Genomic DNA, 13273 nt, shown 5'->3' with positions numbered 1-13273 from the left:
ATGACTATGGAAACTTCACCTCTATATCTCGCCGGCGCACATGTTGGCGGCGAAGGGCGAACGATTGACGTCGAGAATCCCGCAACGGGACAAATCGTCGGACGCGTCGATTCAGCATCAGTTGCCCAACTGGATGAGGCAGTGAATTCGGCTGTAGAGGCTCAACGCGAATGGAAGACGGTGCCGACAGCCGCACGTGCGGAGACCCTTCGTCGACTCGCGTCCCTTCTGGAAGATAACCGGGAGCGCCTCGCGAGAACAGTCTGCCTCGAAATCGGAAAGCCAATTAGCGAGGCTCGTGGTGAGGTGGGGGGAGCAATCGGGTTTGCCGAGCTCTTCGCGGGGATTGCCACCACGCAAGGCGGAGACATCCTCCCGAGCAGCGCACCAAACCAAGAACTGTGGATCAAGCGAGAGCCTCGCGGCGTGGTTGGAGGCATCATTCCGTGGAATTTTCCTCTCGCGCTCACGTTGCGGAAGTTGGCACCGGCTCTCGCTAGCGGCAATGGAATCGTGCTCAAACCAGCCGAACTCTCACCGCTTTCGGCGCTCGCTGTGGCCGACTTAGCGGAGGAAGCTGGCGTTCCGAACGGTCTGGTGTCAGTTCTTCCGGGGCCCGGAAGCGTCATCGGGGATGCCCTTGTGCGTCATCCTGATATTGCATTTGTCACGATGACGGGAAGCGTGAACGCCGGCAAATCAATCATGGCGGCCGCCGCAGAACGAGTGATCCCGGTTTCATTGGAACTCGGTGGAAAAGCCCCGTTCATCGTCTTCGATGATGCTGATGTAGAGGCGGCGGCTGTGGCTGCCGTGCAGACTCGCATGATGAACAACGGCCAAGCCTGCGTCTGCAATGAACGCACGTATGTGCAAAGCGGAGTGTTTGACAGGTTTGTGGCGCGATATGTCGAGCTATCGCAAGCGATGATCGTCGGCGATCCGTTTGATGACGAAACAGAGGTCGGACCCAAAGTCTCGCTTCAGGAACTGGAGAATGTTGAACGTCTTGTCGGCGATGCTGTCGACCGCGGGGCGGAGGTTCTCACGGGCGGCAAGCGGCTCACGGGTGGGATTTATGACAGCGGGTACTGGTACGCACCGACCGTGCTTACTGGTGTTTCTTCATCAGCGGACATCATGACGCAGGAGACGTTCGGCCCCGTCACTCCCATCGTTCCCTTCGACTCAGAGACTGATGCCGTAAGGATGGCGAATTCAACCGATTACGGGCTCAGCTCCTATGTGTACACGCGTGATTTCGGCACCGCTATGAGAATGATCGATGGAATCGAAAGTGGCGAGGTCTTCATCAACAGAGGTGGACCGGAAGAGAACACCGGGTTCCACGCGGGGTGGGGTTTGAGCGGGATTGGCGGAGACGACGGCATCCACGGCTACGACCTCTACTGCAGGCGCAAAACAGCGTACGTCGCATGGGAAGGCTCTGCAGCCTAGCTCGGTAGTGAGGCTCACAACTACGGTCCGGCAACGGGGCGGCGAGTGTTCCGCCGAATGACATTCAAGGAGAACGTGATGAACATGACAGAACGAACAGTTGCCGTGGGGTCCAGCGAAGGGTTGCACGCGCGGCCTGCCAAACTTTTTGTGCAGGCTGCCCAGGCTAGCGGCATTCCGATACGTGTGTCGAAGTCGGGTGGAACTCCAGTAGATGCTGCGAGTCTGTTGTCGGTGATCTCATTGGGCATCGGCCAGGGCGAGAGTGTGACGCTGTCTGCTGTGGGTGAGGAATCCGAGCATGTGATCCGACGACTCGTCGAGATTCTTGAGAAGAATCACGACGAGTAATGCGCGCGTGTGCTGTCGCGCCAATAGCTTCAGACTGAACGCCTGAGCAGCATGATCCGAGTGTTGGGTCATCGTCCGTGACGGAGAGCTGTCGCTGAGACAGTCCCGGCGATCGAGGTCACCGCTGTCGATTCAAACGGTGCGGGCGACGCGCATGGCGGCGTGCTTACGGCGGCGCTGTTGCGTGGGGTCGCGTTACCCGACGCGGTGCGCCGCGCGAACGTCGCAGCAGCCCTGGTGGTCACGAAGGTCGGCCCCTCCACATCCCCGTGCGCTGACGAGATTGGCTGTTTGCTACGGGCTTGAACACGTGCTGAGCTTTCCCGCGGACTCTGGATATCGCAATGGTCCAGGCTGCTCCGGAACGATCGAGTCATCGTGACGTTCACGGTCATGCGTGTGTGCCCTGCTTGGGGGCGCCCAGAACTGGGGAACGACACGACGTAATCGGCTGGTTAGCTTGAAACCTGTAGACGCACAGGCTCATCGAATAACCAGATCGAGCCTTCTGCGGTATCAGTGCATGTTTTGTGGCGCGATCTCGGAAGACACCGGGTCACGTTGCCGGTGGAAGGCAGAGTTGTGTTCGGGGAGCCATCAGATTCCGATTTCGGGCTTTCGACCCGACGATATGTGGACGACAAACCACGAAGGGCGTCTGACGCGAAGAGAGGCTTTAGCAAGAAACAGGTGATGACAGGCGGTGGCATACTCGCGGTTGTTGCGCTAATTGCTGCCGGAAGCGTCTGGCTTGTGAATGACTTGGGAAATCGCCGAACTGTGCCGGATCTCATTGGGCAAACGCAAGAGTCAGCGTTGAAGGTGATCTCTGATCTGGATCTGCGTACCGAGACACACCTCGATTCCGACGTGGACGGGCTCGAGGACGAGTTCAGGAGTGTCGTAAAACAGGTACCCGCGGCTGGAGTAACGATTTACGAGGGTGACATAGTCTCGATCAAAATCGCGCCGGCTCAGGTTTCCGTCCCTGACGTCGTCGGAGAGACGTATATCGATGCAGTAAATAGCTTGGAGGAGTCGTCGTTTAGTGTCGAGCACAACTTCGGCATGAACACTCCGGACAATGAGTGGAAGGTCTTAGGCCAGAAGAGCGAGGCCGGAGACAAGGTCGCCGCCGGTTCGACTATAGCGATCACTGTTGATTCCCCACTCGTGGCGGTTCCGGAGGTTGCAGGCATGAGCGAGATTGGTGCCGAAAGTGCGATCGGCGCTGCTCATCTCAGTTCCGTCGATTCCGGCGAAGGGGACCATGTGCGATCGGTCGACCCGAAACCGGGGACCGAACTCGAGCCATTTAGCGAAGTCACGATAACGCTCGCATACAAGGTTCCTAATGTTGTCGGAATGACCGCACCTGAGGCGCTTACCGCACTTGAGGACGCCGGATTCACAGAGGTGTCACTTACTCATGACTCCGACCTGGAAGTCTCGAAACAGAGCGTGGCGCCGGGGACGCTTACATCGGGGAGCACCAAGATTGTTCTCTCCGTTCCCCTTTCAGGGACGACGTATCGAGTTACGGGGAACGGCAGCACGGCGATGATCACGTGGTCTGGTCCTAATAGCTACAGTATCGAGCAAGACGCGAACGCTTCATTGCCGTGGGAGAAGTATTTTAAGTCGAGCGGTGGATTCGCTAATTTCAGCGCGCAAATGAATAACGGCTCGTCGATTACGTGTACCGTCATCCGCGACGGAAAAGTCGTCATGGAGCATACGTCTACTGGGCTTTATGCGGTCGTTTCGTGCGCGGGTTAATCACAACGAATCGCTTCTCTCACCTCGAACTTCTCAAGGAGCATCACGCTGTCACAGTTAAATTGTCGGCAGGGTGCTCGTGGCAGACAGGACCGAGCAACGAGATGCGTCTGGAAAGAATTATTGCGCACGAATCGTCCCCAGACCGGGGGTAAAACGCCAGTTTGGCTAACAGTTGTCTGCCAGATTTAGATTATGACTATTCCCCCTTCTGTAGACCCACAGTTCGCACCCGCACAGCCGCAACCACCCGAGCAGAAGACTGGCAACGGACTCGGGGTAGCTGCGCTTGTAGTCGGAATTGTCGCGATCGTCGGCGCCTTCATTCCATTTGTCAATTACGCGTCAGGCTTTATTGCGTTTGTGGGATTAGTCCTCGGAATTATTGCGCTTTGCTTGAAGGGAAAGCGAAAGGGCTCAGCCATCGCCGGCACGATCATCTCGGCAGTCGCGTTGATCCTCTCGATCGTCATGGCGATGGTCTACACCGCGGTGTTCGCGACTGCGGTGAGCGAGTCCATCGACAAAACGATCGCGGAGGATGAGGCGAAGGCAAGCCAGGAGATTGTCGTTGTGTATGAGGTCACGGGAGACGCTAAGGATGCGTCTGTGACGTACTCCACCTACAACGACGGGTCAGCAGGAACAGAGCAGGCTACAGGCACGACCCTGCCGTTCACGAAGGAGATCACAGTCAAGGCGGGCGGCGATTTTGACTGGTCTAGCTATTCACTCATCGCAATGAACGGTCTGGGAGACACTGGCGAGATTTCGTGTTCAATCACTGTCGACGGAGAGGTGGTCTCCGAGCAAACGTCGTCGGGTGAACTCGCTTCTGCTACGTGCTCTACCTCGTCATTTGGGGACGATGACGACGACAAATAGTTAGGCGTCTCGCCAGTAGAAATCTGGCGTATGAAATGAGTCGAGGGTGGGTCCCCGCACACCGTGCGGGGACCCACCGCGGTCTGAGTGATGAGCTCGATGCTGATTCACATGCTGAGGAGAAAGCAGTGTCAGGCAGCTGCCGAACTCTCTCCTGTCACTGGAGTGCGTCGCGCAGACCTGGCGCAATGGAAAGAAGCTTGGCGGTTGCTGTCCGGAGCGTTGTCGCTGGGAAGTGCCTCAGGTTCTCTGTGACGATGACTTCAGCACTACCCATCACCGCGGTTGCGACAACGTGCTCGTCATCGGGATCTGGGAGACCGAAGGCACCCTCTGGTGGCTCCCAGCCGGTAACGAGCGAGTCATCGAACGCTCGCGACATATGATCGATCAGCCGCTGAGCGGCACTCTCCGCTTCATACTCAGGCGTCCCTCGCGCAACCAACTTCTTTGCCTCGTGGTACACCAGCTCATCGAGAATCGCTGTGCTCTACATTGGACAATAGCTGCCCTCGGCAGCCAAGGACAGTAGGAAGTCCCGTTGAAGACTCGGCCAAAGCACGCTGGTGTTGAGGACAGCGGCAAACATGGACTCATCTTATGTCAGTGCGTCCGGTGAGATCGGCGCTTCGCGGCCGTTGCCTTCCGTGCTTCTCGGAGTTCGGTCAGAGTGTGGTCGATGCCGCTTCGTCGATCTCAACCGAGAGAGCCTCGATCGCAGCGTATTGCTCCTGGCGTCGCCTCTCGCGGTAATCGAACACGTCGATGAGTGCGATCCGCCGATGCGAGCCTGAGCGGGTGTACGGCAGCTTGTCTTCGTCGAGGATCTTAATGAGTGTTGGTCGGCTGATGCCCAGCAGGTCGGCCGCCTGCTGCGTGGTCAGAGTCTGCGAAGTCGGCGAGATCGTTACTGATAGGCCCGTACGTATCGCCGCCACGACGCGGCGAAGCACCTGATAGATCTCTTCGGGCAGCTCGACGGGATGGTTTTCGACCGACCCAACGAGGTAATACCGTGGTGACGGGTTGAGTGCTTCGTCAGCGGTGAGCAGGTCGTAGATACGGCTGAGCTGCTGTGTATTGCTCGCACTGTGGGTCGAAGATGCGAGCGCATCTGTTGCGGACATTACAGACGCTCCGTTTAATGCATTATTCGCAATCGCCTTGCGGTTACTGCGTTTAGCCAAACATTCTTCGCGAGGTTCTCAGACGAAGAGGGCGAAGATGCCGCGGGCCGTTGCCGCGAGCGAGCCAAGCAGGGCGAGGGTGAGCGCGAGCGTCTGGGCGCGGGTCGGGGTGATGACGCGCTGCAGAAATGAGCCGGCCACGAGGCCGACCAGCACACAGCAGACGGCGCCGATCACGAGCGGCCAGGGCAGCGACATGTGCGGCTTCGCCGCCACCGACAGAGCATTCGTGAGCAGCGCCACCACCTGAATCGTCGGCACGAACGTTGACATCGGCATCTTCGTCGCCGCCCCGAACATGGCCAGCGCCGGGCCTCCAACGCCGGCCGTGACATTGCTGAACCCGGAGAGCGACCCCGCGAAGATCGCACCGGGCGTGCCCCGGAACACCGGCATGGGGCGTCTCGTCAGCGCAATCACGACAGCGATTGTCGTCAGCGCGCCCACGAGGATCAGAAGCATGTCAGCATCCAACGCATAGACGACGGCTGCTCCGATCGGAACACCGACGACAGTGCCGATCGACAATTTTGCTGCCGTTCGCCACTGCACATGCCGAAGGGTTCGAATGAGAACGATCGCGGCGATGATTCCCGAGAGGATGTTGGCGAGAACAATGCCGTCAAACGGGTTCAGCACCAACACGAGAAGCGGACCCGAGATGAGCGTGAAGCCCAGCCCGGTCACGCGCTGCAGCGCGGCCCCAAGCGTGACAGCACACAGCGCAAGGAGCCAGGTCACGGTCGGGGGCTCGCGTCAGTTGCGGATGTTGTCGTCGACGATCGTGCCGAGACGCTCAAGCCGCGGAATGGATGTTGCGCGAAGCTCGTCTTCGACCGAGTCCGCTCCGAGCACCGAGGCCCAGACGGCACGGCCGGCGAGGAAGCCGGATGCTCCCGCTCGGCACGCGATTCCCACGGCATCCGGGAACCTGTCGGCGTCGACCCCGGACGAGAGTACGACCCACGGTCCACTGATGGTGTCGGTCAGCTCGCGGCAGGCGTCAAAGACGCGCTCATCGCTCTCGGCCGCCTTGAACGGAACTTCTGCCTTGTAAATGTCGGCACCGAGATCACCGAGCTCACGGGCTGCTGCGAGCACCCCGGCCTCGACGTCGCTCGGGGCACCGTCCCAGCGTGCCCGCGCCACGGGCTCGATGATCGAGACTAGGTCGAGCTCGCGGCACGCGTCGACGAACGCTGTGACCTCATCAATGCGCTTCTGCGCGTCTTGATCTTCGCGCCAGAGCACGAGAAGCTTCAGCGCCTTCGCGCCCTGCTTCGTGATCGCCTCGTAGTCGAGGGTCGTGTCGAAGGATGCTTCGCGCACGAACTCGCCCGCGCCGGCGACGAAATGGTCGGCGGCGGCAATGCGAGCGCACGTCGGGGCGACAGCATCCTGATCGACGATGGCGTCCCACGCGAACTCGGGGTCGATCAGCACGGCTGACGCATAGGGGGTGAGCGCGCGCGTGGCGGACACCTTGAACTGCGTCATGTCGGCGTCGCTGATCTGCACCCCGCGGGCGCGGAGCATCATGTCGCGCAGGGCCTCACGCTGGTCGACAGCGAGCATGGCGAATCCGCCGGACGGCCGGGCGAGGGTTGTCAGGTCAGACATGAGAATCCTTTGGCTCAGAATGTGAGAAATCGAACATTGTGTTCGCACTCTATCAGAGCCTTGCTAGCATGCAGAGTGTGAGCACACTGGGAGAATCATTGCGTCATGGCGGTGCGGAGCGGCGCAGAATTCTCATTCTCGAGTCGCTTTTTCGTGACGGACACGTGGCCGTTCATGCCCTGAGTGAAGAGTTCGCCGTCGCCGAGATGACGGTGCGGCGCGACCTCAAGCAGCTGGCAGACGAGGGTGAGCTTGAGCTTGTGCACGGGGGAGCGCGCCTCCCCGCGGGGCGTCAATCGCCGGCCGGATTCTCGAGCAGAACCCAGAGCAACTCCCGTGCGAAGCTGCGTGTCGCCGAGGCAGTGAAGTCCGTCGTTCCGCGTGAAGGAGTGCTGGGCGTCGACGCTGGTACGACAACCCACGTTTGCGCCCTTGAGCTCGCGCCGGAGTTCACCGGATGCGTCATCTCGCACTCCGTGCCCGTGCTAGCCAGCATGCTGGAATGGCCGGAACTGCGCGTGATCGGCGTTGGCGGCGACCTGCTGCATGAGAACCAGGCCATGGTGGGCCCCGGAGCTGTCGCAGCGCTGCGGGACCTGCGAATCGACGTGCTGCTGCTCGGCGCCAGTGCCGTGAATGCCGATGGCCTGTACGTGCACAGTTCGGTGGAGCTGGCGACGAAGCGCGCAATGATCGACGCGGCGGGCGAAGTGATTCTCGCCGTGGATTCGACAAAGGCGAACGCCAGCGGCGCCGTGCGCGTCTGCGGGCTCGACCGGGTGTCGCGCATTGCGACGGACAACGCGTGGGATGCCGAGATCGCCGACACGATCACGGCGGTCGGCGTGACTTTCGTGCTTCCGTAACTTTTCAGTCGGCAAGGTTGACGGCGGTGCAACTCCGTGCAACACTGCATGCAATGTTAGAAAACGATCAACTCTGCGTCTCGACCCCACATGTGACCATGTCGGGCAGCGTCGTGACGGCCGTCACATGCCGTGTCTTCCGCGCGCCGGTGACGACGGGCGTCGCCATGTCGTTTGGCGCCCTCGGCTACAGAGTGATGTTTCTCGTCGACGTCTCATTCGACGACGGCACGGTCTCGACGGGGGAGACCTGGGTGAACTACCCGTCATGGGGGTGGCGCGAACGCGTCGCGACAGTGACAGAAGGCGTGGCCCCGCTTCTGGTCGGGCGCAGCTTCACCGACACCGCCGAGGTTCACGAGCTGCTGCTCTCGTCATTGACGCGTGTGGCGCGCCAATGGGGTGCGATCGGGCCGGTGTACCAGGCGATCAGTGCCATCGACCAGGCGTTCTGGCTGCGCGCCGCCACCGAGCGCGGCGTCTCGCTTTCCGCGCTTCTGAGCGACAACCCGCTGACGGAGATTCCCGTCTATGGCTCGAGCCTTGGCCCCAGCGGCGTTGACGAATCGGCCGAACGCTGCCTCGAGCTCGGCCTCACGGCGGCCAAGGTGAAGCTGGGCTTCGGGCGCGAACGCGATGAAGAGAATCTCTCCAGCGCACGGCGGATGCTCGGTGAGGAGTTTCGCCTCTTCGGCGACGCCAACCAGGGGTGGACCCCCGACGAAGCCATCGCGATGGCGCCCCTGCTTCGCGACTTCGGCGTCGAGTGGATCGAAGAGCCGGTGACGGGCGACCGCCCCGAGCAGCTCGGCCACGTGTTCGGCGAAACCGGCATCCCGGTCGCCACGGGAGAGAACCTCTACGGTGCCGACGCGTTCGAGCCCTATCTCGCACTGCCTGGCGTCACGATCGTGCAGCCCGACGTGGGCAAAGTCGGCGGAGTCACGGAGTATCAGCGGGTCGTCGCTGCTGCCGAAGCATCCGGAACCCTCGTCGCGCCGCACCTCTACAACGGTGCGTACTCGACAGCAATTTCGGTTCAGCTCGCCGCAGCGAACCCCACAACCCCGTGGCTCGAGTGGGACATCAGGCAGAACCCCGTGCGTGAGCCGGTTGACCATCTGCTGACATCCACCGGAACCGTCAGGGTTCCGCGCGCCGCCGGCATCGGCGTCGACATCGATCTCAGTCACCTTTCTGCACATCTTGTACATCTCTCGGAGGAGGCACAGTGAATCAGTTGTCCGCAAGCGGCATCAGAATCGGCGGCGAGGTCGTCACCGATTCCACCGGACGTCGTCGCATTGACGCGATCAGCCCGATCGACGGGAACGCTTTCGGCGATGTGCTGCAGGGCACTGCAGACGACGCACTCCGCGCCGTTGACGTAGCGCAGAGCTCGTTCCGCCCCTGGGCCGCCACGAGCGTCGACGAACGAGCAGCCGTTCTGCGTGCGATCGCGGCAGCGCTGCGCGACGAGGCTGCGGCGACAGACGAGTCGAGTTGGGCCTGGCTGCTCAGCACCGAAACGGGCAAGCGGCTCGCCGAGGCTCAGGGCGAGATCACCTTCTCTGCGGTGTACTTCGAAGCCTTCGCCGACCTGCTGCTTGCCCAGCGCGACGAGCACTTCGCCGTGATCCCCGGCATCGAGCACCGTGTGCAGCCGCAGCCCATGGGCATCGTTGCTGTCGTCACTCCGTGGAACTTTCCCATCTCGATCCCCGCGCGCAAGATCGCCGCAGCGCTCGCCGCCGGCTGCACCGTTGTCTTTCGTGCCGCCGAGCTTGCCGCGCTCTCGTCACTGCGGCTCTCCGACCTGCTCGACCGGTTTGTTCCGGCCGGCGTCGTCAACACGGTTCTTGGCTCCCCCAGCGACGTCGTCACCCCCTGGCTCGACCGGGTCGACGCCGTCTCGTTCACGGGATCCACACGCGTGGGCCGCATCATCAACGAGCAGATCGCTGCTCGCTTCACCCCCGCGGTGATGGAGCTGGGTGGCAACGCCTCATTCGTCGTTCTCGACGACGCAAACGTGCAGCAGGCCGTCGACACTCTGATGATCGCCAAGTTTCGCAACAACGGCCAGTCGTGCATCGGGGCGAACAACGTGCTCATTCCGCGGTCGCTCGAGGGTGACTTTCGCGACGCGCTCACGGCTGCCGCCTCGAAGCTCGTCGTCGGCGACCCCCGCGAGGCTGCGACCGACCTCGGGCCTCTCGCCCCGGCGAACGACCCGGCGCGCGTCGCAGCGCTCGTCAGCGACGCCACCGCGGCGGGCGGCCAGGCATTGCTCGCGCAGGCCGAGCTTCCGGCAGCCGGGCACTACGCCGCCCCGCAGTTCGTCATGAACGCGCCGGCGACGTCGACGCTCGTCGCCGACGAGGTGTTCGGCCCCGCGGCCGGCGTCATCGTCTACGACAATCTCGACGAGGCCCTGGCTCTGCAGCGCTCATCGGGCTACGGCCTCGCCAGCTACGTCTGCACCGAAGACCCGGGCAGAGCGGATGCCGTCGTCGCCGAGTTGCGCGCCGGAATCATGGGCATCAACACGGCAACTCCCAACTATCCCGGCGCACCCTTCGGCGGCGTTGGCCTCTCGGGCGTCGGCTACGAGGGCGGCCGTCAGGGTCTTGAAGCACACCAGCACTTCCGCACGATCGCGACTCGAACGGCGACACCGTGACCATTGCCATTGCTCAGACGGGCGCCCCAACGGCTGTCGTGAACCGCAGTCTTGCGGGGTTCATGCGTGCCGTTGGGGAGACACCCGTGCTGTTCGCACGCGGAGGCCCTGACGCCCTCGTCGACGGAAGACTCACGACCGAGCGACCCGCGGATGCTGACCTGCAGCGCACCGGGTCGTGGCTGAGGGGAGGCCGCCGGGCCGTGACCAGCGACGACCTCGACGCGATCGTCGAGAACCTCGACAGTGCCGGCGTCACGGCGCTCGCGCTCATCGGTGGCAACGGCACGATGGCCTTTCTCGATGCGATTTCCACGCGGGGACGGCAGCGCAACACGAATCTGCGCGTTGTCGGCATCCCGAAAACCATCGACAACGACATCGAGCGCATCGACCACAGCCCCGGGTTCCCCTCTGCTGCACGGTATCTTGCTGCCACCGCTACCGATATGGCACGCGACCACGAGGCCATGGTCAGTGTCGAGAAGGTGCGCATCGTCGAGGTGATGGGGCGTGACACCGGATGGCTCGCGCTCGCAGCAAGCTTTCACGACCACGACCCGGAGCACGCGGCAGACCTCGTTCTCACACCGGAGATTCCGTTTGACCTCGACGCCACGCTTGCCGAGATCGATCGGGTGCTCACGGCGAACGGGCGGGCGTTCGTGATCGTGAGCGAGGGCGTCGCTCCCGAGCTGACACGGCAGCCTGTGAAGGCGCAAAACCACACGCGGCTCATCCAGGGCGGCATCGCGCGGGTGCTCGCGCAGGCGGCATCCGACACCCTCGACGTCACGGCACGCGGCGAAGTGCTGGGCACCGCGCAGCGCTGCAACTCGGCACTGATCAGCCCCGTCGATGCACGCGAAGCTCAGCAGCTCGGCGAACTCGCTGGCGGCTGGCTTGTCGACGCCCAGGGGCCGACAGACGTGATGGTCGGGCTCGCACGCAGCGGCGAGACCGCAGCCATTCCGCTCGTCGACGTCGGCGGCCGCGTGCGCTCCGTCCCCGAGAAATGGCGTTCTTCAGAACCGGGCGACCTGCGCTCGTTTCACGACTGGCTTTCCCCCCTCGTCGCGCTCCCCTAGCGCGTCGCAACACACACAAACACCAAGAGAAATCGATCAAGGAGGAACGATGTCCAAGATTGTTCGGAGGGTAGGCGCCATAGCGGCGGCTACCGTCATCGCCGCCACGGCGACAGCATGTGGATCCCCGGGAGAGGGCTCCTCAGACAGCGGCGGCGCCATCAACGTCGTCTTGTCGAACCACCCCTGGCAGCGAGGCCTCGAGCCGCTCATCAGCCAGTTCGAAGAAGAGAGCGGCATCAAGGTCAATGTTCAGACGTTCGCCGAGCAGCAGGCGCGCGACCGCATTCTGCTCAACCTGCAGTCGAAGAGCTCGTCGATGGATGTCTTCATGACGTTGCCCTCGCGCGAAGGCCCGCAGTTTTCGGACGCCGGGTACTACCAGCCGCTCGACGACTACCTGGCCGAGGCTCCTGACTCGTACAAGGTCGACGATTTCTCTCCCTCGGCGATCGATGGAATGAAGGATGCCGATGGCCAGGTCATCGCCGTGCCCATCAACATTGAGGGACCGGTGCTGTACTACCGCACAGACGTGTTCGAGGAGCTCGGGCTCGAGGTTCCCGAGACCATTGAAGACGTTCTGGCCGCCTCGAAGGTGATTAAGGAGAAGGGCGACATCACGCCCATCACCCTGCGTGGTGCTGCTGCGGCGATTGCCTTCGACTTCGGTCCGTTCTTCCACGGCGAAGGCCTCGAGTGGACGAAGGAAGACGGCACGGCCAACTTCGATCAGCCCGGCGCCATCAAGGCCATCGACGAGTATGCGACGCTTGCCCGCGACTTTGGCCCGAAGGGCGTCATTAACTACAGCTTCACGGAGTCGTCCAACCTGTTCGCACAGGGCAAGGTAGCGATGTCACTGGAGTCGAGTAACGAGCTGAATTCGGTGTTCGATGAAGAGAAGAGCACGGTGAGCGATTCCGTCGGCGTTGCGAAGATGCCGGCAGGGTCGGTCGAGGCAGCCCCGACGGCTCTGTCGTGGGGCGTGACGATGTCGCCATTCTCTGAGAAGAAGGATGCCGCGTGGCAGTTCTTGCAGTGGGCGACGTCTCCCGAGACTCAGCTTGAGCTGACGAAGGCGGAGATCGCTCCGCCGCGTGACTCGGTCGCCACCGACCCGAGCTACGTTGAGAACTTCTCGAGCGAGACAGAGAAGCAGTGGCTCGAGGCCGTTGCCGACATTCAGAAGAACGGCAACACCGAGGTCGGGCCGGTCGGCACCAAGGCGCCGAGCATGCGCGAGACCCTGGGCAATGCCATCGGAAAGGTGATTCTCGGCGACGCAACGGCAGAAGAAGCGGCGAAGGAAATCCAAACCGAACTCACCAAACAGTTGGATAAGAAATAACGCAT

General features: G+C 62.0%; 14 protein-coding genes. 10 read left to right on the top strand and 4 right to left on the bottom strand.

What is annotated here, in order from left to right; translation table 11 throughout:
* The 5 genes from HCR76_RS16220 (at window position 1) to HCR76_RS16200 (ending at window position 4473) form a co-directional block, all read left to right on the top strand.
* Window positions 1-1458 carry an aldehyde dehydrogenase family protein gene (locus HCR76_RS16220; RefSeq protein WP_166986853.1) on the top strand — a complete coding sequence of 486 codons (1458 nt, stop codon included), beginning with the start codon at window positions 1-3 and terminating at the stop codon, window positions 1456-1458.
* 84 nt (window positions 1459-1542) lie between these two features.
* The gene (locus tag HCR76_RS16215; protein ID WP_166986856.1) at window positions 1543-1809 is read left to right on the top strand and encodes an HPr family phosphocarrier protein; all 267 of its coding nucleotides are present in this window, start codon (window positions 1543-1545) and stop codon (window positions 1807-1809) included.
* A 111-nt stretch (window positions 1810-1920) separates the two neighbouring features.
* Window positions 1921-2115 carry a PfkB family carbohydrate kinase gene (locus HCR76_RS16210; RefSeq protein ID WP_166988141.1) on the top strand — a complete coding sequence of 65 codons (195 nt, stop codon included), beginning with the start codon at window positions 1921-1923 and terminating at the stop codon, window positions 2113-2115.
* Between the two features lie 327 nt (window positions 2116-2442).
* The gene (locus HCR76_RS16205; protein WP_198248085.1) at window positions 2443-3588 is read left to right on the top strand and encodes an MmpS family transport accessory protein; all 1146 of its coding nucleotides are present in this window, start codon (window positions 2443-2445) and stop codon (window positions 3586-3588) included.
* A 195-nt stretch (window positions 3589-3783) separates the two neighbouring features.
* On the top strand, window positions 3784-4473 hold the full coding sequence (locus tag HCR76_RS16200; protein WP_166986863.1) for an MmpS family transport accessory protein: 690 nt from the start codon (window positions 3784-3786) through the stop codon (window positions 4471-4473).
* A 157-nt stretch (window positions 4474-4630) separates the two neighbouring features.
* Here the strand turns inward: HCR76_RS16200 and HCR76_RS16195 are convergent, their stop codons facing one another.
* The 4 genes from HCR76_RS16195 to HCR76_RS16180 form a co-directional block, all read right to left on the bottom strand.
* Entirely contained in the window at window positions 4631-4942 is a 312-nt protein-coding gene (locus HCR76_RS16195; protein WP_434063588.1) for a PIN domain-containing protein, read from the bottom strand.
* Window positions 4943-5138: 196 nt separating this feature from the next.
* The gene (locus tag HCR76_RS16190) at window positions 5139-5600 is read right to left on the bottom strand and encodes a helix-turn-helix domain-containing protein (protein WP_166986866.1); all 462 of its coding nucleotides are present in this window, start codon (window positions 5598-5600) and stop codon (window positions 5139-5141) included.
* A 78-nt stretch (window positions 5601-5678) separates the two neighbouring features.
* Complete coding sequence (locus tag HCR76_RS16185; protein WP_166986868.1) at window positions 5679-6401, bottom strand: sulfite exporter TauE/SafE family protein; 723 nt, start codon at window positions 6399-6401, stop codon at window positions 5679-5681.
* Between the two features lie 15 nt (window positions 6402-6416).
* Window positions 6417-7280 carry an aldolase gene (locus HCR76_RS16180; protein WP_166986870.1) on the bottom strand — a complete coding sequence of 288 codons (864 nt, stop codon included), beginning with the start codon at window positions 7278-7280 and terminating at the stop codon, window positions 6417-6419.
* Window positions 7281-7357: 77 nt separating this feature from the next.
* Here HCR76_RS16180 and HCR76_RS16175 point away from each other — a divergent pair, with 77 nt between their 5' ends.
* Genes HCR76_RS16175 through HCR76_RS16155 form a run of 5 tightly spaced genes read left to right on the top strand, consistent with a single transcriptional unit; the run spans window position 7358 to window position 13268 of the window.
* Window positions 7358-8146, top strand: a complete 789-nt coding sequence (locus tag HCR76_RS16175) for a DeoR/GlpR family DNA-binding transcription regulator (RefSeq protein ID WP_166986872.1) — start codon at window positions 7358-7360, stop codon at window positions 8144-8146.
* Window positions 8147-8199: 53 nt separating this feature from the next.
* A complete protein-coding gene (locus HCR76_RS16170; RefSeq protein ID WP_166986874.1) occupies window positions 8200-9381 on the top strand; it encodes a mandelate racemase/muconate lactonizing enzyme family protein in 1182 nt (393 codons plus the stop codon).
* Window positions 9378-10829 carry an aldehyde dehydrogenase family protein gene (locus HCR76_RS16165; protein WP_166986877.1) on the top strand — a complete coding sequence of 484 codons (1452 nt, stop codon included), beginning with the start codon at window positions 9378-9380 and terminating at the stop codon, window positions 10827-10829. The genes HCR76_RS16170 and HCR76_RS16165 overlap by 4 nt, the downstream gene beginning before the upstream one ends.
* Window positions 10826-11917, top strand: coding sequence for a 6-phosphofructokinase (locus HCR76_RS16160; RefSeq protein WP_166986880.1), 1092 nt, complete (start codon window positions 10826-10828; stop codon window positions 11915-11917). Before HCR76_RS16165 ends, HCR76_RS16160 begins: the two co-directional genes overlap by 4 nt.
* 49 nt (window positions 11918-11966) lie before the next feature.
* Window positions 11967-13268: an ABC transporter substrate-binding protein gene (locus tag HCR76_RS16155; protein WP_166986882.1), complete on the top strand. Its 1302-nt coding sequence runs from the start codon at window positions 11967-11969 to the stop codon at window positions 13266-13268.
* The last annotated feature ends 5 nt before the right edge of the window (window positions 13269-13273 follow it).

Source organism: Paramicrobacterium chengjingii, assembly GCF_011751765.2.
Taxonomy (GTDB): domain Bacteria; phylum Actinomycetota; class Actinomycetes; order Actinomycetales; family Microbacteriaceae; genus Paramicrobacterium; species Paramicrobacterium chengjingii.
The sequence above is the reverse complement of the archived record's forward strand: the minus strand, read 5'-3'. Positions and strand labels throughout refer to the sequence as shown.